Annotated in this window: 16 protein-coding genes; 3 read left to right on the top strand and 13 right to left on the bottom strand. The window is 64.9% G+C overall.

Annotated features, from left to right (window positions below):
* Nucleotides 1-55: 55 nt before the first annotated feature.
* The 6 genes from yajC to pdxT all read right to left on the bottom strand — a co-directional run bounded on the left by yajC (nucleotide 56) and on the right by pdxT (nucleotide 4,562).
* On the bottom strand, nucleotides 56-457 hold the full coding sequence (gene yajC / locus DXK94_RS16135; RefSeq protein ID WP_079596226.1) for a preprotein translocase subunit YajC: 402 nt from the start codon (nucleotides 455-457) through the stop codon (nucleotides 56-58).
* A 211-nt stretch (nucleotides 458-668) separates the two neighbouring features.
* A complete protein-coding gene (gene ruvB, locus DXK94_RS16130) occupies nucleotides 669-1,757 on the bottom strand; it encodes a Holliday junction branch migration DNA helicase RuvB (protein ID WP_079596227.1) in 1,089 nt (362 codons plus the stop codon).
* The gene (ruvA, locus tag DXK94_RS16125; protein ID WP_115525735.1) at nucleotides 1,750-2,394 is read right to left on the bottom strand and encodes a Holliday junction branch migration protein RuvA; all 645 of its coding nucleotides are present in this window, start codon (nucleotides 2,392-2,394) and stop codon (nucleotides 1,750-1,752) included. Before ruvA ends, ruvB begins: the two co-directional genes overlap by 8 nt.
* Before the next feature lie 87 nt (nucleotides 2,395-2,481).
* Entirely contained in the window at nucleotides 2,482-3,060 is a 579-nt protein-coding gene (gene ruvC / locus DXK94_RS16120; protein ID WP_079596229.1) for a crossover junction endodeoxyribonuclease RuvC, read from the bottom strand.
* Between the two features lie 32 nt (nucleotides 3,061-3,092).
* Nucleotides 3,093-3,848, bottom strand: coding sequence for a YebC/PmpR family DNA-binding transcriptional regulator (locus tag DXK94_RS16115; RefSeq protein WP_079596230.1), 756 nt, complete (start codon nucleotides 3,846-3,848; stop codon nucleotides 3,093-3,095).
* A gap of 3 nt (nucleotides 3,849-3,851) precedes the next feature.
* Nucleotides 3,852-4,562 carry a pyridoxal 5'-phosphate synthase glutaminase subunit PdxT gene (gene pdxT, locus DXK94_RS16110; protein WP_115525734.1) on the bottom strand — a complete coding sequence of 237 codons (711 nt, stop codon included), beginning with the start codon at nucleotides 4,560-4,562 and terminating at the stop codon, nucleotides 3,852-3,854.
* 89 nt (nucleotides 4,563-4,651) lie between these two features.
* Between pdxT and DXK94_RS16105 the strand changes: the two genes are divergently transcribed.
* Together DXK94_RS16105 and DXK94_RS16100 are read left to right on the top strand one after the other, a co-directional pair.
* Nucleotides 4,652-5,944 carry a Mur ligase family protein gene (locus DXK94_RS16105; protein WP_181884854.1) on the top strand — a complete coding sequence of 431 codons (1,293 nt, stop codon included), beginning with the start codon at nucleotides 4,652-4,654 and terminating at the stop codon, nucleotides 5,942-5,944.
* Nucleotides 5,941-6,690, top strand: a complete 750-nt coding sequence (locus tag DXK94_RS16100; RefSeq protein ID WP_115525732.1) for a type 1 glutamine amidotransferase — start codon at nucleotides 5,941-5,943, stop codon at nucleotides 6,688-6,690. The genes DXK94_RS16105 and DXK94_RS16100 overlap by 4 nt, the downstream gene beginning before the upstream one ends.
* 4 nt (nucleotides 6,691-6,694) lie before the next feature.
* Here DXK94_RS16100 and DXK94_RS16095 read toward each other — a convergent pair whose 3' ends face one another.
* Nucleotides 6,695-7,981: a CapA family protein gene (locus tag DXK94_RS16095; protein WP_258868576.1), complete on the bottom strand. Its 1,287-nt coding sequence runs from the start codon at nucleotides 7,979-7,981 to the stop codon at nucleotides 6,695-6,697.
* A gap of 85 nt (nucleotides 7,982-8,066) precedes the next feature.
* Here DXK94_RS16095 and DXK94_RS16090 point away from each other — a divergent pair, with 85 nt between their 5' ends.
* Nucleotides 8,067-10,082, top strand: coding sequence for a M3 family metallopeptidase (locus DXK94_RS16090; protein WP_115525731.1), 2,016 nt, complete (start codon nucleotides 8,067-8,069; stop codon nucleotides 10,080-10,082).
* A 158-nt stretch (nucleotides 10,083-10,240) separates the two neighbouring features.
* On the opposite strand, the gene pdxS is transcribed toward DXK94_RS16090, so the two are convergent.
* From pdxS to DXK94_RS16060, 6 genes are all read right to left on the bottom strand, one after another.
* On the bottom strand, nucleotides 10,241-11,167 hold the full coding sequence (pdxS, locus tag DXK94_RS16085; protein ID WP_115525730.1) for a pyridoxal 5'-phosphate synthase lyase subunit PdxS: 927 nt from the start codon (nucleotides 11,165-11,167) through the stop codon (nucleotides 10,241-10,243).
* Nucleotides 11,168-11,308: 141 nt separating this feature from the next.
* Nucleotides 11,309-11,932, bottom strand: a complete 624-nt coding sequence (pgsA, locus tag DXK94_RS16080; protein ID WP_079596237.1) for a phosphatidylinositol phosphate synthase — start codon at nucleotides 11,930-11,932, stop codon at nucleotides 11,309-11,311.
* A complete protein-coding gene (locus DXK94_RS16075; RefSeq protein ID WP_115525841.1) occupies nucleotides 11,922-12,509 on the bottom strand; it encodes an HIT domain-containing protein in 588 nt (195 codons plus the stop codon). The genes pgsA and DXK94_RS16075 overlap by 11 nt, the downstream gene beginning before the upstream one ends.
* 16 nt (nucleotides 12,510-12,525) lie before the next feature.
* Nucleotides 12,526-14,535 carry a threonine--tRNA ligase gene (gene thrS, locus DXK94_RS16070; protein WP_079596239.1) on the bottom strand — a complete coding sequence of 670 codons (2,010 nt, stop codon included), beginning with the start codon at nucleotides 14,533-14,535 and terminating at the stop codon, nucleotides 12,526-12,528.
* A gap of 116 nt (nucleotides 14,536-14,651) precedes the next feature.
* Nucleotides 14,652-18,137, bottom strand: coding sequence for a DNA polymerase III subunit alpha (locus DXK94_RS16065; RefSeq protein ID WP_115525729.1), 3,486 nt, complete (start codon nucleotides 18,135-18,137; stop codon nucleotides 14,652-14,654).
* The gene (locus DXK94_RS16060) at nucleotides 18,134-18,472 is read right to left on the bottom strand and encodes a hypothetical protein (protein WP_115525728.1); all 339 of its coding nucleotides are present in this window, start codon (nucleotides 18,470-18,472) and stop codon (nucleotides 18,134-18,136) included. Before DXK94_RS16060 ends, DXK94_RS16065 begins: the two co-directional genes overlap by 4 nt.
* Nucleotides 18,473-18,541: the final 69 nt, after the last annotated feature.

The raw sequence follows: 18,541 nt of genomic DNA, 5'->3' as shown, positions 1-18,541 counted from the left end.
CTGTTGCGTGCACCGGCGGTGATCCGCTGCGGTAGAGGTGAAAAGCGGTGCGGGACTAGATGTCCTTTTTGCCCTCGTCGTTGAGGCGCTTCAGCGTTTCGTCCGGCGTCTCCGCCGGCACAGCGGTGCTTCCGCTGTCCTGGACGGTGAGGGAAGAGGCATCGTCGGGCACGGCGGGCGATTCGGCTTCCGGCACCGGTACTGCGGCCGGCTCCACGATCTTGGTGACGGCCTGACGGTGCACGGTGGCCAGGTTGCCGGGGGAAAGCTCAAGGGTGACCTTGTTCTCGGCCTCGTCAATGCTCACGATCCGGCCAAAGAGGCCGAAGCTGGTCATAACGTCGACGCCCGGGGCGAACTTCGACTGGAGCTCCGCCTGCTGCTGCTGCGTCTTCTTGTTGCGGCGGAACATCATGAAGATGAACACGCCGAGCATGACGAACAGGAGAATTGACATTAGATCCAAGGGGAATTCCGTCCTTTTATTTTTAGATAGCTGAATTTCCAGCAACAGCGGCTTCGCTCCGGCCGGGGCAGGACCCTCAGGCAGGCAGAGGCCTGACCGGTTCCTTCCCCAGCGACGCAGGGGGCCGGTGCCACCCACGAAACAGAGACCCGAACGTGCCGGGCGTCATACCAGTCTAAAGGGAAAAGCTGAAGGGAGCCTGCTATTGGCTTTCCGGAGCCCAATCCCCTGCCGCTTCGTCGCTGCCCGTCCCGGGGTCGAACAGGTCCAGCTGCTCCTGTGCGAAGACACCGGACGGGATGGCATAGCCGAGGTGCGTCCAGGCCGGGGCCATGGCGATCCGGCCCCGCGGGGTGCGGCCAAGAAGCCCTTCACGGACCAGGAAGGGCTCGGCCACCGTTTCCACGGTTTCGGTTTCTTCGCCGACGGCGATGGCCAGGGTGGAAAGCCCCACTGGTCCCCCGCCGAATTTCGTGATGAGCGCCTCAAGCACCGAACGGTCCAGGCGGTCCAGCCCCTTCTTGTCCACCTCGTACATGTCCAGGGCAGCGGAGGCTGCCCTTGCGTCGATTTGTTCGATGCCATGGACCAGCGCCCAGTCCCGGACGCGGCGCAGCAGCCTGTTGGCGATACGGGGCGTTCCGCGTGAACGGCCGGCGATTTCGGTGAAGCCGGCGGAGTTCACCTTCAGGTCCAGCAGCCCGGCCGAGCGGCGCAGGACGAGCTCCAGTTCGGACACGGAGTAGAACTCCAGGTGTCCGGTGAAGCCGAACCTGTCGCGCAGCGGCCCGGGAAGCAGCCCGGCACGGGTTGTTGCACCCACCAGCGTGAACGGGGGCAGTTCCAGCGGGATGGCCGTGGCGCCGGCGCCCTTGCCCACCACGATGTCCACCCGGAAGTCCTCCATGGCCATGTAGAGCATCTCTTCGGCCGGGCGGGACATACGGTGGATTTCGTCGAGGAACAGGACCTCGCCTTCGGACAGCGAGGAGAGGATGGCCGCGAGGTCACCGGCGTGCTGGATGGCGGGACCGCTGCTGATGCGCAGGGGGGCGTTCATCTCGGACGCGACAATCATGGCAAGGGTGGTCTTGCCCAGGCCGGGCGGCCCGGAGAACAGCACATGGTCTGCGCTGCGGCCCCGCATGCGTGATGCCTGCAGAACCAGCGAGAGCTGTTTCCGCACCCGGTGCTGGCCCACGAAGTCGTGCAGGTTCTTGGGCCGGAGGGCGGCTTCGATGGCACGTTCCTCCGGCTCCTCCCCCGCCGCCACCAGCGACGGTTCAGCCACGGCTGCCTACACGGTTGCCGGCGCGCGCCCCGTCCTGGCCGAGCCAGCGCAGGGTGGTCCGCAGAATCTCCGGGACGTTGCCGCGGAAGGAGACCTCGGGATCTTCCGCCAACGCCTTGTCAATGCTGGTTGACGCGTCCTTTTCAGACCAGCCGAGGCTGGTCATGGCTGCAACCACCTGCGGCTTCCAGGCGGCTTCGGCGGCGGTGGGCGCCGCCGCCGAACCGGCGGTGCCGTGCGGGACGAGCTTTCCGGCCAGTTCCAGCACGATCCGGCCTGCCACCTTGGGACCGATGCCGGGAACTTTGGTGAAGGTCTTGCTGTCGCCGGTGTGGGCTGCAACCCGGATTGCCTCGGGATCATGGACTGCCAGGACAGCCAATGCCAGCCTGGGGCCCACTCCGCTGACGCTGAGCAGCACGTCGAACACTTCGCGTTCATCGTCGGAGGCGAAACCAAAAAGGGTGAGGGAATCCTCCCGGACGATCAGGGAGGTGAACAGCTTTCCTTCCTCACCGGTGCGCAGGCCGCTGAGGGTCTGCGGGGTGGCGTAGACGCTCATCCCGGCACCGTTGAGGTCAATCACGGCCGTGGACAGGCCTACGTGCGCTACGGTTCCGCGGAGGAAACTGATCAAGCCGGGCTCCTGGTGTCTGCCGGGCTTCTGGTAACGAGCCGGCTATCCGAACATATTTACGAATACCCTAGCAAGGGGCAGGGACATTCAGCGTGCGCGCCGCGCCTTGGCTTCAGCCTCTGCCCATGCCCGCTGCGCCGGAGTGAGCGATGAACTCCCGGGACCCGTCGTTGCTACGGATGCGCCACTGCCAGCACGCCAGGCGTGGGTGATGGCAAGGGCGAGGGCGTCCGCGGCGTCGGCGGGGCGTGGCGGGGCGTCCAGGCGGAGGATCTTGGTGACCAGCTTGGTGACCGCGTCCTTGTTGGACGAACCGCTGCCCGTCACTGCCGCCTTGACCTCCGACGGCGTGTGCAGGGCAACGGGAATCCCGCGGCGGGCCGCGGCGGCGATCACCACCCCGGACGCCTGGGCCACACCCATTACGGTGCTGACATTGAGTTGGGAAAAAACGCGTTCGACGGCGAGCACCTGCGGCTCGTAGCGGTCCAGCCACTCATCGATGGCCAGGGCGATCACGAGGAGGCGCTGGTCAAGAGTCTCTTCCGGGGAGGTTCCCACCACACCGACCGCAACCATGGTGGCCCGCCTGTTGCGTTCGACATCCACCACACCGATTCCGCAGCGGGTCAGGCCGGGGTCCACGCCCAGTACGCGCAGCGTCACGGGCGCAGGACTTCAGTAGGCAAGGCCAAACGTCACTCGGATTCCAGGGCGGCCTGGACTTCGTCAGTGAGGTCGGCGTTGCTGTAGACGTTCTGCACGTCGTCCAGGTCCTCAAGGGCATCGGCGAGCTTGAGGAACTTGCGGGCACCGTCGACGTCCAGCTCCACCTGCATGGACGGCACGAACTCCACCTCGTCGGTGTCGTATTCGATGCCGGCTTCCTTCAGCGCCTCTCGGATGGCAGGCAGGTCGCCCGGCTCGGAGTGGATTTCGAAGGTGTCGCCGTTGTCCTTGACTTCCTCGGCGCCGGCATCCAGGACCGCCATCAGGACGTCGTCCTCGCTGAGTCCGTTCTTCGGCAGGTTCACCACGCCCTTGCGGGTGAAGAGGTAGCTGACGGAGCCGGGATCGGCGATGGTGCCGCCGTTGCGCGAGATAGCGAGGCGGACCTCGGAGGCGGCGCGGTTCTTGTTGTCCGTCAGGCACTCGATCAGCAGGGCAGAGCCCTGCGGGCCGCGGGCTTCGTACATGATCTCGGTGTAGTCCACCACTTCGCCGGTGAGGCCGGCCCCGCGCTTGATGGCGCGGTCGATGTTGTCATTGGGGACGGACGTCTTCTTCGCCTTGGTGACCGCCAGTTCCAGGCCGGGGTTGCCCGCGAGGTCCGGGCCGCCCATCCGGGCTGCAACTTCGATGTTCTTGATCAGCTTGGCGAACGACTTTGCGCGGCGGCTGTCAATGATCGCCTTCTTGTGCTTGGTCGTCGCCCATTTGGAGTGGCCTGACATGCTTTACGCTTCTCCTCTGATCATGCGGATAAAAAGTTCGTGTACGCGTTTTTCGCCAGTCACTTCCGGGTGGAAGGAGGTGGCCAGCAGGTGGCCGGAACGCACTGCAACAATTCTAGCCGTCCCGGGCAGCGGGACAGCGTGGGACGCGTGCTCGGGGTCGGCCGGTTCCACCTGTGCCAGGACTTCCACGTCCGGGCCAACCCGTTCCACCCAGGGCCCGCGGATGAAGACGGCGTGGACCGGGGCGACGCCCGTATCCGTGGCGCTGAAATCCAGGCCCTTGAATTCAAGGTCCGCCTCGAAGGACTCACGCTGGCGGCCGAAGGCGTTGCGCCGGACAGTGATATCCAGGCCGCCGAATGTCTGCTGCGGATTGCCGGCGAGGTCAGTGGCGGGGTCGGCGACGTCAGAGGCCAGCAGGATCATGCCTGCACAGGATCCGTAGACGGGCAGTCCCTCGGCAATGCGCTCCCGCAGCGGTTCCGCCAGGTCGAAGGCACGGGCCAGTTTGTCGATCGCCGTTGATTCGCCGCCGGGAATGATCAGTCCGTCCAGTCCGTCCAGTTCCTTGGGACGGCGGACGCTGACGCCCTCGGCGCCGGATGCCTCCGCTGCGCGAAGGTGCTCGCGGAAATCGCCCTGGAGCGCCAGCACGCCGATCCGCAGGCCTGCGCCAAGGCGCGCCGAAGCAGCTGAAAGGGAATTTGTCATCCATCCAGCATACGGGGACCGCGCACTTCTGCCCGTCGGGGAAGGACCCCGGCGGCGGTTGCATGCCGCTGCTGGGATATATTCGAATCATGTTTTCCTTCAGTGTTCCGCTCGGCAAGCTGGTCCGCCGGGCGTCCCGGCTCCGGGGCGGCGGTTCCGCCCTGCCGGGCCTGGTGGTCGAAAAAATCGACCCCGGCTTCATGCGGCGGACGCTCAGCACCCTCCCCCACGGTGTCGCCGTCGTCAGCGGTACCAACGGCAAAACCACCACAACCAAAATGGTGGTGGAACTGCTGGAGAGCCAGGGTCTCAAGGTCTTCACCAACCGCACCGGCAGCAACTTCACGCGCGGCGTCGCCGCTGCCCTGTTGGGCGAGGTGGACTGGCGGGGCAGGCTTAAAGCCGATATCGCGGTCCTGGAACTGGATGAGGCGCACGCCGTCCACTTCGTCAACAGCGTGCCCCCGCGCTACTGCCTCCTGCTTAACGTCCTTCGCGACCAGCTGGACCGGTTTGGTGAAATCGATAAGACGGCGCAGCTGCTCCAGCACATCGCCGCCAAGACCACCGGGACGGTTGTTCTCAACCGTGAAGACCCCCGGGTGGCCAGGATCGCCGAGACCCTCACCGGGCAGGAAGTCAGGTACTTCGGCCTGGACGATTCGCTGCTGGGGACGTTCCCCAACGACGACGACATGCGCGCTGCCCCCGGAAGCCCCGCCCCGGCGGGGCTTCCGGAAAAGCCCGCCGCCGACGTCGTACTCCGCAAGGTTGGCGCGGACAGCGCCGACTTTGAGTACGACGGCGTCACGGTCACCACCGGGATGAAGCTCCGGGGGGTGTACAACATCTTTAACGCGGCCGCTGCCCTGACCCTGGCGCGGAGCATCTGCGGAAGCGGAGCGGCCACTGCGGACCACGAATCCCTGCTGGAGGCCTTGTCCCAGGTTGCGCCTGCCTTCGGCCGCGGCGAAAGCCTCACGGTGGACGGCCAGCCCCTGGACCTGGTGCTGGTCAAAAACCCCAGCGGTTTCCGGCTGGGCCTCAAGTCCTTCCCCGCCGGCGGCTACGCCACGATGATCGCCATCAATGACAATTACGCCGACGGCCGCGACATGTCATGGCTGTGGGACGTGGAGTTCGACTCCCTCCGCGAGGAGGGCGTGGACCAGCTGACCGGATCCCGGGCCTATGACATGGCGCTCCGGCTGCAATACGACGACGTCCCTACCGGCGCGGTGCAGCCGGAGATCGCGCCGGCACTGGCTGCGTTCATCCGGGAGGCCCAGGGCAAGCCCAAGCGCATCTTCTGCACCTACACCGCCATGTTGGCCATCCGCCGTGAACTGTCCAAAATCACCACCGTGGAGGTTGTCTCTTGAGCACTGGAACACCCGCCGCGGCTGAGGGCAAGGGCACCCTCCGGGTGGTGCAGCTCTACCCGCGCGACATGAACATCTACGGCGACTGGGGCAACGCCCTGGTCCTGCAGCGGCGCATCGGCTGGCACGGCTACACTCCCGAACTGCTCGAATACAACGTCGGTGATCCTTTTCCCGATGACGTGGACATCATCGTGGGCGGCGGCGGCCAGGACAGCGGCCAGCTGGTCATCCAGGACGACCTGCAGTCAAGGGCTGGCGCTCTCAAGGACCTGGCGGAGGACGGCGCTCCCATGCTGGTTATCTGCGGGCTGTACCAGCTGTTTGGCCGGTTTTTCAAGACCCGCACAGGCGCCGTGATCCCCGGCATCGGCATCCTTGACGTGGAAACCCACGGCACCGACGAACGCCTGATCGGAAACGTCAAGGTATCGACACTCGAGTTCGGTGAAGTCCTCGGCTACGAAAACCACAGCGGCCAGACGACACTCGGCAGCGGGGTCCGTCCGCTCGGCACTGTGGCCAAGGGGACCGGCAACAACAGCAACGACGGTCACGAAGGAGCCCGCTACCGCAACATCGTGGCCAGTTACCTGCACGGTTCGCTGCTGCCGAAAAACCCTGCCATTGCCGATTTCCTGATCCGCACCGCAGCTGAACGGAAGTTCGGAACGTTTGAGCCCGGCCAGCCGGATGACCGGTTCGCTGAACTGGCGAGGGAGCACGCGGCGCGCCGGCCACGCTGAGCTGTTACGGCCCGCGGGTGATGAGGAGTTCGTGCGCGCCGGCGGCCGGCGCGCCCATCGACTCCACTACGGCCACCGTCCGCTGCCGGGTTGCGGCGTCGGCTTCCGGTCCCGCGCACGGTCCTTGCGGCGCGTCCGCGGCCACCGAGCACCACCGGTAAGGGTCGCGGACCATCACTGAGGGCGCCCAGGCGAGGTCCGTGGCAGCCCACCTGCCGGAAGCATCCTGGCCGAACTGGGCGCGGACCAGCAGGCCCTCATTGTTGACCACATGCCAGGGTGAGAGCTCGGTGACGCCGTTGCCCAGCCCGTACACGATCCAGGTGCCCTTGTAGTTTTCGATCGGCAGTACCGAGTGGGTGTGGTGCCCGTAGATCAGGTTGAACTGCCCGCTGTCCACCAGGGCGTGCGCCACGTCCTGCTGCTGCATGTTCGGTTGGCTGGCGTACTCGTCCCCCGCATGCATGGCTCCCAGAACGATATCCGCACCCAGTGCCCGGGCTTTTTCGGCCTTGGCAATCATGGCCGGCGCGTCCAGCATGTCCACCTGCCAGGGGTGCTCGGCAATGAGCCCGTTGAGCCCATAGGTGGCCTGGATGACAGCCACTTTTGCGGCTGGTGTCTGCAGGATCAAAATCCCCTGGGATTCCGTTTCCGTACGGTAGGAGCCTGTGTGCTTGAGGCCCGCGGCGTCCAGCGCGTCGAGGGTCCGCAGCAGCCCGTCCGTGCCGCGGTCGATGGTGTGGTTGCTCGCCGTGGTACACGCCTGGTAGCCCACCGCTTTGGTGGCTGTGATGATGTGGGGCGGGACGTTGAAGGATGGGTAGGCGGAGAAGGGCCCCTCCGGGACCGCCACGGGTGTCTCCTGGTGGCAGATGGCAAGGTCGCTGTTGTTGATGTAGCGGCGTTGGCCCTCCAGCAGGGGGACGAAGTCCAGGCCTGGCTTGCCGGCGGCAGCGGCGTCCTGCTGTGCCTGCTGCCAGAGCTCGGCGTGGACCAGCATGTCTCCCGTGACCAGCACGGACGTACAGCGGAGGACCGGGCAGTCCGGGCCCTTTCCGGGCGTGGGAGTGGGCGTGGGCGTGGCTGGCGGGGTGGTACCGGACGCTGCCCCTGCCACCGGCGCTGTTACGGCGGAGGGGGAACCCGCCGGTGCGGACGGAGTCCCGTCCTGCTCGGCGAGCAGCCCGCAGCCTGCCAGCGCACCGGCCAGCCACAGTGCTCCGGCCAATGACATCGCCAAGGCGCGGGCGCTGATGCGCCCCGGCGCCTTGCCGGCTACGGTCCCCATAGCCGCCATTCTAAAGAGGTCAGCGCCCCGGGGGGTGATATTTCCCCACATTGAGAAGCGTGCCTTGCTGTGAAAGGTTTACCCCATGACGACGAACCCCCTTCTGGTCCCCAGTCCCCTGCCGTACGGGCTTCCGCCTTTTGACGCGATTGATGCCTCGCATTACTCGGAAGCCCTCGAGGCCGGGCTTGCCGAACATCTGGCCGAAATCCGGGCGATCGTGGACGATCCGGCACCGGCAGACTTCGACAACACAGTGGAGGCGATGGAACGGTCCGGGCGGCTCCTGGAGTGTGCAGCCGCGGCATTCTTCACGCTGGTGTCCGCAGATGCTTCGGAGCAGATCCGCACCCTCGAGACCGAATATTCACCCCGGTTCTCGGCGCACCAGGACGAGATCTTCCTGAACCGGGCCCTGTTCGAGAGGTTTTCGGCGGTTGATGCGTCCGCGTGTGACCCCGAGTCCGCCCGCCTGGTGGAGGAGTATCTGAAGGAGTTCCGGCAGTCCGGCATCCAGCTCGACGATCCCGGACGGGAACGGCTGATGGCGATCAATGCCGAACTTGCCCGCCTCGGTACCGAATTCGGCCAGCGGGTCAAGGAAGGCATGAAGTCCGCGGCTTTGCTCCTGGACAGCGCCGGGGAACTCGCGGGCCTGCCGGCGGATGATGTTGCCGCCGCAGCCGAAGCGGCCCGGGCGGCGGGCCATGAGGGCAAATTCCTTCTCACACTCATCCAGCCCGGTAATCAGCCGGCCCTGGCAGCGCTCGAGGACCGGGACGTCCGCCGTCGTCTTTTTGAAGCTTCGGTGGCCCGCGGCAGCAGCGGGGGAAGCCTTGACGTGCTTGATCTGGCACGGTCCATGGCCGGCCTGCGGGCGGAGAAGGCTTCCCTCCTGGGCTTTGCCAACTACGCCGAGCTGGTGGTGGACCGCCAGACCGCACCGGACTTCGGGTCCGTCCAGTCGATGCTGAACCGGCTGGCACCGGCAGCTGTCCGTAACGCGGACACCGAGGCCGCTGCGCTGGCAGACGTTGCCGGCCATCCGCTGGAGGCCTGGGACTGGGCCTACTATTCGGCCAGGGTCCGCCGGGAAAAGTACGACGTCGATGAGCAGGCGCTCCGCCCGTACTTTGAGCTGGACCGGGTCCTGACCGATGGGGTGTTCTTTGCCGCGACGTCCCTGTACGGCATTACGTTCCATGAGCGGACGGACCTGGCCGGCTACCACCCGGACGTCCGGGTCTGGGAGGTCCGCAACGAGGACGGCAGCGGGCTGGGCCTCTTCCTGGGCGACTACTACAGCCGGGAGTCCAAGCGTGGCGGAGCATGGATGAATTCCCTGGTGGACCAGTCAGCCCTGCTCGGGACCCGGCCCGTGGTCATCAACAACCTGAACATCTCCAAGCCGCCGGCCGGCGAACCCACACTGCTGACCCTGGACGAGCTCCGCACGGCGTTCCACGAATTTGGGCATGCCCTGCACGGTCTCTTCTCCAACGTCACGTATCCGCGGTTTTCCGGCACGTCCGTGCCCCGCGACTTCGTGGAGTACCCGTCGCAGGTGAATGAAATGTGGATCATGTGGCCGGAAGTGCTCTCAAACTATGCCCGGCACCACGCCACGGGCGAGCCGCTTCCCCGGGATGTTGTGGAGCGGCTCAACGAATCCCGGCTGTGGGGTGAAGGCTTCGCCACCACCGAATACTTGGGCGCCGCATTGCTGGACCTGGCGTGGCATGTGCTGGAGCCCGGCAATGTGCCGGAGGACGCGCTGGAGTTTGAGGCGAAGGCCCTCGCCGCCGCGGGAATTGCCCATCCCCTGATCCCGCCGCGGTACCGGACGGGCTACTTCCAGCACGTCTTTGCCGGCGCCGGTTACGCCGCGGGCTACTACTCCTATATCTGGAGCGAAGTGCTGGACGCCGAAACGGTGGACTGGTTCACCGAGAACGGTGGCCTCACCCGCGTCAACGGCGAACGCTTCCGCCGGGAGCTGCTGTCCCAAGGCAACAGCCGCGACCCGCTGGAGTCCTTCCGAACCCTCCGCGGCCGCGAAGCAAGACTGGAACCGCTGCTAAAGCGCCGGGGCCTCGAGTAGTCCGAATCGATTGCTCCGTAACTGTCGTTTTCAAGCCTGATAACGACAGTTACGGAGCAATCGACAGGTTTCGACAAGCTCAACCAACGACGACGGCGGCGAGTCACCAGCAAAGGTGACTCGCCGCCGTCGCGGTTTGTTGCCGTAAGGAAGAGAAATTACCAGCCGCGCTCGGCGAGGCGGTGCGGCTGGGGGATCTCGTCGACATTGATGCCTACCATGGCTTCGCCGAGGCCGCGGGAGGCCTTGGCGATGACGTCCGGGTCATCGTAGAAGGTGGTGGCCTTCACGACGGCGGCCGCGCGCTGGGCGGGGTTGCCGGACTTGAAGATGCCGGAGCCGACGAACACGCCGTCCGCGCCGAGCTGCATCATCATGGCGGCGTCGGCCGGGGTGGCGATGCCGCCGGCGGTGAACAGCACCACGGGCAGCTTGCCGGCGGCGGCGACTTCCTTGACCAGTTCGTACGGGGCCTGCAGTTCCTTGGCCGCGACGTAGAGTTCGTCCTCGGGCAGCGCAGCGAGCTTGGCGATCTCCGAGCGGATCTGGCGCATGTGCCCGGTGGCGTTGGACACGTCACCGGTGCCGGCCTCGCCCTTGGACCGGATCATTGCCGCGCCCTCGTTGATGCGGCGCAGTGCCTCACCGAGGTTGGTCGCTCCGCAGACGAAGGGAACGGTGAAGTTCCACTTGTCGATGTGGTTGACGTAGTCAGCCGGGGTCAGGACCTCGGACTCGTCAATGTAGTCCACGCCCAGGGACTGCAGGATCTGGGCTTCGACGAAGTGGCCGATCCGGGCCTTGGCCATGACCGGAATGGAGACCGCATCGATGATCTGGTCGATCATGTCCGGATCGGACATGCGGGACACGCCGCCCTGGGCGCGGATATCGGCCGGAACGCGTTCCAGCGCCATCACAGCAACAGCACCGGCGTCTTCGGCGATGCGGGCCTGTTCGACGTTGACGACGTCCATGATGACGCCGCCCTTGAGCATCTCAGCCATGCCCCGCTTCACGCGGCTGCTGCCCGTGACGCTGTTCGCGGACGAACCGGCTTCGCTGCTTACATCAGGTGTAGACACAAAAACCCCTATGGGTAGATAGATGACCTTCGCCGGGCGTGCAGGCGGCAAGTGCCGGACTGTGCACACACGGATTTGCCGGATCCATTGACCGGGCAGTCCTAATACTAGTCCCCCCGCGGCCGGCCGGCTTAATCATGCTTAATCAGCCGGTGACGGTTCCGCCTGGGCCTGCCTGCGGACGGAAACCACGCGCTGCACCACGGTGACGAAGCTTGCCAGCGCGAGCAGCACCAGGGTCACCAGCAGCACCACCGATGGAAGGCCCAGTCCGGTGAACCCGGTCACCACCAGGACCGAAACCAGGCGTTCGGCGCGCTCGGCTATCCCCACATTGGCCGTGAACCCGAGCGACTCCGCCTTGGCCCTGGCGTAGGAAACCACCATGCCCAGGACAAGGCAGACCATGGCGGCCACGGCGATGGGGGTATCAGCGCCGCCGGTGAAGAACCACACGGCCAGCCCCGCGAAGAGCGCGCCGTCGGCAATCCGGTCGAGGGTGGAGTCGAGGAAGTTTCCCCAGCGGCTCTTGACGTCCTGCATCCTGGCCATGATGCCGTCCAGCACGTCGGAAAAGATAAAAGCCGTGATGAAGAGTGTTCCCCACCAGAGTTGCCCCAGCGGGTAGAACACCAGGGCCCCGACCACCACGCCGGCGGTACCGATGATGGTCACAGCATCGGGCGAAACACCAATCTTCAGGAGCCAGCGGGCAAGCGGAGTGAACAGGGCGGTGAAAAAACCGCGGGCGTGCCTATTCAGCATCCGTCTCCCCGGGCCAGGCGTCGGCCACCTGCTGGCGGACCTCGTCGAGGGTCTGGGTGATGGCCTTGGTCTGGGCAATGATGGGGAAGAAGTTCCCGTCCCCGCCCCAGCGCGGAACGATGTGCTGGTGCAGGTGGGCGGCGATCCCGGCGCCGCCCACCACGCCCTGGTTCATGCCGAGGTTGAAGCCGCCCGGATTCGCCACCTTCCGTAGGACCCGCATGGCCGTTTGCGTAAGCTCGGCGAACTCCGCCGTCTCGTCCAGCGTCAGGTCCGTGTAGTCCGGGATGTGCCGGTAGGGGCACACCAGCAGGTGCCCGGGGTTGTAGGGAAAGAGGTTCAGCACCACGTAGCAGGTCTTCCCGCGGTAAACGATGAGTGCGTCCTCATCGGTCCGGCCGGGCCCCACGCAGAAGGGGCAGTCATCTTCATTCTTGAACTGGTGCTGCCCGCCCTTGATGTAGGCCATGCGGTGCGGAGTCCACAGGCGCTGGAAGGCGTCCGGGACACCGGCGAGGTCAAAGTCGTCGGTAACGCCGGCATCACCTGGATACCCGGCGCCTGTGTTCTCCTGCACGGTGCTGTTCCGTTCCCTAGCTGGTCCGGTTACGGACGGCTTCCGTGATCCGCTTGACTGCCTCTGCAACCGGCACGCCGTTGTCCTGGCTTCCATCACGGAAGCGGAAGGACACGGCACCGGCTTCGGCGTCGTCGCCGCCGGCGATCAGGACAAAGGGAATTTTGTCCTTGCTGGCAGTACGGATCTTCTTCGGGAAGCGGTCCGAGGACGTGTCCACCTCAGCGCGGATGCCAACCGCCTTAAGCTGGTCGACGACGTCGAACATGTACTCGTTGAACGTCTCGGCCACGGGGATGCCCACCACCTGGACGGGGGCCAGCCAGGCGGGGAAGGCTCCGGCGTAGTGCTCTGTGAGCACGCCCATGAACCGCTCGATGGAGCCAAACAGGGCGCGGTGGATCATGACGGGCCGCTGCCGCGTGCCGTCGGCCGCCTGGAATTCGAGTTCGAAGCGTTCCGGCAGGTTGAAGTCCAGCTGGATGGTGGACATCTGCCAGGTGCGGCCGAGCGCGTCCTTTGCCTGCACTGAGATCTTGGGACCGTAGAAAGCTGCTCCGCCCGGATCGGGGACAAGTTCCAGCCCTGACTCCTGGGCCACCTCGGCGAGGGTCCTGGTGGCTTCCTCCCACGTGGCGTCGTCGCCGACGTACTTTTCGGGGTCCTTGGTGGAGAGCTCGAGGTAGAAGTCGTTCAGCCCGTAGTCCTTGAGCAGGCCCAGGACGAAGTTCAGCGTCTTGGTGAGCTCGTCCTTCATCTGCTCGCGGGTGCAGTAGATGTGGGCGTCGTCCTGTGTCATGCCGCGCACCCGGGTGAGGCCGTGCACCACGCCGGACTTTTCGTACCGGTAGACGGACCCGAACTCGAACAGTCGCAGCGGAAGCTCTCGGTAGGAGCGCCCGCGGGACCTGAAGATCAGGTTGTGCATGGGGCAGTTCATCGGCTTCAGGTAGTAGTCCTGCGCCGGCTTGCGGATGGTGCCGTCGGCATTGAGTTCCTCGTCGACGCGCATCGCGGGGAACATGCCCTCCTTGTACCAGTCAAGGTGGCCGGAAACCTCGTACAGGTGGCCCTTGGTGATGTGGGGGGTGTAGACGAACTCGTAGCCGGCTTCGACGTGGCGCTGGCGCGAGTAGTCCTCCATCTCCTTGCGGATGATGCCGCCCTTGGGGTGGAACACGGGCAGGCCGGAACCCAGCTCGTCCGGGAACGAGAACAGGTCCAGTTCGGAGCCGAGCTTGCGGTGGTCGCGGCGTTCGGCCTCGGCGATCCGCTCCTGGTAGGCCTTGAGGGCATCCTTGGTGGGCCACGCCGTGCCGTAGATCCGCTGCAGCTGCTGGTTCTTCTGGTTGCCCAGCCAGTAGGCGGAGGATGAACGGGTCAGGGCGAAGGCGTTCGAGATGAGCTTGGTGTTGGGCAGGTGGGGGCCGCGGCAGAGGTCGCACCAGACGGTGGTGCCTTCCTTGCGTTCCACATTGTCGTAAATGGTGATGTCGCCTGCGCCGACTTCGACGTTGACGCCTTCGCCGGCTTCGGCGGCCTCGTTCTTCTTGCCCAGCAGCTCGAGCTTGTAGGGCTCGTTCTTCATGGCCTCGCGGGCTTCGTCCTCGTTGACCACGCGGCGGACGAACTTCTGGTTCTGGTTGATGATCTTCTGCATCATCTTTTCGAGGGTCTTGAGGTCCTCGGGGGTGAAGGGCTCCGCGACGTCAAAGTCGAAGTAGAAGCCGTCCGTGATGTAAGGGCCGATTCCGAGCTTAGCGTCCGGGCGCAGCTGCTGGACGGCCTGGGCCATGACGTGGGCGGTGGAGTGGCGGAGCACGTTCAGCCCGTCGGGGGAATCGATGGTGACGCCTTCGACGTCGGCGCCCTCCGGAAGTTCCTGGTCCAGGTCCTTCAGCTCGCCATTGACGCGGGCCACAACAACGTCGCGGCGCTCAAAGAAGAGTTCCGCACCGGTTGTCCCGGTAGTCACCTTGGTCTCTTCGCCATCGACGAGAAGGGTGATCTGCTGGGCATCTGACACGGGTGTCTCCTATTCAAAGTTAAGGCTTCATAGCTTGTGGCGTACGGGGACCACAGCCAGCCATCGTCAATGCTATCGGTTCAACTGAGGGCCGACCAACGCGGCGCACGGCATGCTCAGCCGTTAAATCCCGTGATGGCGAGGCTCCTGCTGATCCCGTCCAGGGGGTGGGGCACATCCTGCCCGGGCGTGGAGGGGTCCGGAAACGGCAGGGTTTCGGTCCTGCTCAGGTCCCAGGCCATGCTGGCGCTCAGGCTGATCCCACGCGGGCCCGTCCGGCGTGTGGTGCCCCGGATCAACAGCAGCCGGGTGCCAAACAGGAGCATCCCGGCGTTTTCCTGCGCTTCGTGGAAAAACACCGAATCGATGCATCCGGTGCCGTCGTCGATGCTGATGAAGACAACCCTCCTGCCGCCCCTCATGGGAGGCGTCTGGGTGGCAACCCGGACGCCGGCCACCAGCACTTCCGTGCCGTTGCGCAGGCCAAGGAGTTTGTCTGCAGTGATGACGCCCAGCCTGTCCAGCATGGGCCGGTGGCTGTCCATCAGATGCGAGCTGACATCAACGGCCATCAGGTCAAGTTCCGCACGGACATTGTCCACCAGCGTGGGTGCCGGCAGCCCCGGGCTGACGTTGCGCAGTTCAACATCTCCCAGCGGGAGGGACAGTTGCCCCTCAAGGACTTCAACCCCCTTTCTGCTGCTGGTTGCCTGGAGCTTCTGCAGATGGTGCACCAGGTCAGCCCGGTTGGCCGTGCCTCCCGCCTCCCGGTGCAGGGAATCGAAGGCGCCAAGCTGCGCCAGCCGCTTGATGCTCGGCTTACTGATTCTTGACCGTGCCCGAAGGTCTGCCAGGGAGTCGTAGGGCTGGCCTGCGACGATTCTTTTCAACTCCGTTGCAGAGAGCCCGTAAATCCCATTAAGGCTCAGCCGGATCCCCAGCTTGCCGGCATCCTGCCCTGACCTGACCCGTTCCACCCGGTATTCGGCTTTGCTCAGGTTAATGTCCAGGGGAAGGATCGGGATGCCAAGCCTTCGAGCTTCCGCCACCAGCAGCCGCTTGGGGTACATCCCGGGGTCGTGCTCCCACAACCCGGCAAGGAATGCCTCGGGATGGTGCGCTTTCAACCATGCGGACTGGTAGGTGGGGACAGCGAAGGCAGCTCCGTGCGCTTTGCAGAACCCAAAGCTGGCAAAGGACTTCAGGGTTTCCCATACCTTGTCGATGACGTCAGGGGAAAAGCCCTTGGCCTTTGCGTGCTTGCGGAAATACTCCTCAACCTGGGATTCGCCATCCTCGCTGCTGAGGGCCCGGCGGAACTCATCGGCCTTCGCAAGCCCGCAACCGGTCATCACGTCGAATGTCCTGAGGATCTGTTCGTGGAAAACCGTCACCCCGTGGGTTTCCTGAAGAACAGGCTTCAGGAGCGGGTGCGGGTAGACCTCGGGGGCGAATCCGTGCCGGTGTTCCAGGAAGGGCCGAACCATGTCAGATTTCATGGGCCCGGGACGGAACAGCGAAATATCGATGATGAGGTCGTTGAACTCCCGAGGCGCCATCTTGCCGATCAGTTCACGCTGGCCCGGGGATTCGATCTGGAAGCAGCCAAGGGTGTGCGTGCTCCTGATCAGCTCGAACGTCGCTTCGTCATCGAGGGGCACTGCATTGAGGTCGATGTGGCCGTTGTCCGCGATGTAGTCAGGTCCCGACCCGTCCTGCCCGGGAGAATGGTTCCCGGCCGCCACCACGTCCTCCTTCGAGGGATGGATGCGGATGATCTCCCGGACAGCAAAAGCCATGGCACTTTGCATCCGGACACCCAGGACATCGAGCTTGAGCATGCCCATGGGATCCATGTCGTGCTTATCGAACTGGCTCATGGGCAGCCCGAGACCGCTGGGCTGGACCGGGGTGCGGTCCAGCAGGGTGGCATCACCCAGGATCACTCCGCAGGGATGCATGGAAATGTGGCGGGGCAGCCGGTCAAGGCGTTCAGTCAGGTCAACCAGCAGGTCCAATTGCTGGTTTCCGGCAGCATCGCGTCGCTCAACCCTTCCGGCAAACTCCCGCAGTTCAGGTTTTTCCTGCAGCGCCTCCCGGAATTTGCCGGCCGAAAAACGCCACAACTGCTTGGCGATCTCCCCTACCTCGCCGTCGTCCATGCCCAGCGCCATTCCGGCGTCGCGCACGGCACCCCTGGCGCGGTAGCCGTTCTGCATGCTCATCAGCGTGACCCGTTCGGCACCGAACCTCTCGAAAATCCGCCGGTACACGTTGTGGCGCTCCGCGCTTTCGACGTCGATGTCTATGTCCGGAAGTGTGGCACGGTCCTGGGAAAGGAAGCGTTCAAAGATCAGGTCATGCTGGAGGGGGTTCACCTGGCTGACATCAATCAGGTAGTTCACCAGGCTGGAAGCCCCCGACCCCCGGGCAGCAGCACGGACGCCCATCTCCTGGATCATCCGTGACACTTCAGCGACGGTGAGGAAGTAGGAGGAGAAGCCAAGATTCCGGATGATGCCCAGTTCATGCTCCAGCCGGGTAAGCATGGCCCTCTCCCCGGCTCCGCTTATCCCGGGGAACCTCCTGCCGATTCCGGCGTGGCAACGCTGGACCAGTTCATCATGGGGGTCCTGGCTGATCCCGATCACCGAAGCCTCCGGAACCACCGGTTGTTTCCACCCCATGTCCGCAGTGGGATCGATCCGGCACAGATCGGCGAGCGCCTCGGTTTGGGTCATCAGTTGTTTGAGGTCTGCGGCGCCAAATCCTGCTGCGGAAATGATCTCCTTGCCAAGCTGGAGCATCTGGGCCGATGTTTTCAGCCATCCCTGGCCGGTGGGCTGCAGCAGGGGCTCCCTGGCAAGTTCCGGCAGGGACTTCAGGGTGCGGGCCGAGTCAAGCACATCGGCAGTGGGCGCTCCATCCGCGGCGCAGTACCTGACGGCGTTGGTCAGGATCGCCGGAATGTGGTGTTCCTCGGCGAGCCGGAGCATACGCACAGCGTGGGAGGTACTCAGCGGGGAACCTGGGGGACTTAGCTGCGAGACAATCTCGGCAACCACGGTCCCGCCGGGCATGACGTCCAGCCACTGCTTGAACAGTGTCCGGGGCCGGAGGTATCTCCGCCCTCCCATGGCCAGGCCGACGTCCGAATCCGGCCCGAGCAGGACGGTCAATACCGGCTTGAGTGTGTGGGGGTCAAGGGTCCGGGAGGCAAGCTCGGCGCGCGTGACAGCCACCGGTACGGCTCCCCCGGACTTCCCGGAGGTCCGGGCATGGGCATCAGAGACCAGCCGGCATAAGGCACGGTACCCTGCCCCGTTGTTATGGCCGCGTGCAAGCACCACCACCCTGCCCGCCACCTGGGTGCGGTGATCGCCGTCGTCGTCAAAGACTGCAAGGTCCACCCCCACAATGGGATCGATTCCTGCCGCCATGCATGCCTTGAGGTGCTTGATGGTCCCGTACAGGCCGTCACGGTCAGTACAGGCGAGCGCTGTGGCACCGTCAGCTGCCGCGCTTTGGGCAAGTTCTTCCGGCCAGGAGACGCCGTAGTGGGCACTGAATGCCGTGGAGACGTGAAGATGCGTAAAGCTCATGCTGTTGTGGGTCGGAGGCCGTCATGGATCCGCAGCAGCCGCCAGCGGCCGCTGCCAATGTGCCGGGTGAGGTCGAGGGTGAGCGGTTCGTCCTGCTCCCGGCCGGTGCGTTCGCGGCCGTCAACCGGCAGTACCTGGACACGCCAGATCTCGTGGTCAACCACTCCCTGCCCGCTTCCAAGCGGTGCCCGGCTGACTTCATCCCACCATTGCCGGCGTTCATACCAGCGGACGGGTTCAGCACAGACAGTGTAGGAACGTCGTGACCAGGTAAGGCTTACCGGTTGGCCGTCAGGAGCGCAGGCAACATCAACGGATTCGCTGAACATGCCCATGGGCGCCTCCCGGTGAAACTGAAACTATTCGAATATGTATTCGAACATATCCAGTCTACGCCCGGTTCC

Origin of the sequence: Arthrobacter sp. RT-1, from assembly GCF_003367205.1 — a bacterium.
GTDB lineage: Bacteria > Actinomycetota > Actinomycetes > Actinomycetales > Micrococcaceae > Arthrobacter.
This window is presented reverse-complemented; position numbering and strand designations above follow the sequence as displayed.

Bases quoted from the DNA above. Each gene is read 5' to 3' on its own strand.
- yajC (WP_079596226.1), bottom strand. From the start codon at position 457: ATGTCAATTCTCCTGTTCGTCATGCTCGGCGTGTTCATCTTCATGATG.
- DXK94_RS16115 (WP_079596230.1), bottom strand. From the start codon at position 3,848: ATGTCAGGCCACTCCAAATGGGCGACGACCAAGCACAAGAAGGCGATC.
- pdxT (WP_115525734.1), bottom strand. From the start codon at position 4,562: ATGACAAATTCCCTTTCAGCTGCTTCGGCGCGCCTTGGCGCAGGCCTG.
- DXK94_RS16105 (WP_181884854.1), top strand. From the start codon at position 4,652: ATGTTTTCCTTCAGTGTTCCGCTCGGCAAGCTGGTCCGCCGGGCGTCC.
- DXK94_RS16095 (WP_258868576.1), bottom strand. From the start codon at position 7,981: ATGGGGACCGTAGCCGGCAAGGCGCCGGGGCGCATCAGCGCCCGCGCC.
- DXK94_RS16090 (WP_115525731.1), top strand. From the start codon at position 8,067: ATGACGACGAACCCCCTTCTGGTCCCCAGTCCCCTGCCGTACGGGCTT.
- pgsA (WP_079596237.1), bottom strand. From the start codon at position 11,932: ATGCTGAATAGGCACGCCCGCGGTTTTTTCACCGCCCTGTTCACTCCG.
- DXK94_RS16065 (WP_115525729.1), bottom strand. From the start codon at position 18,137: ATGAGCTTTACGCATCTTCACGTCTCCACGGCATTCAGTGCCCACTAC.
- DXK94_RS16060 (WP_115525728.1), bottom strand. From the start codon at position 18,472: ATGGGCATGTTCAGCGAATCCGTTGATGTTGCCTGCGCTCCTGACGGC.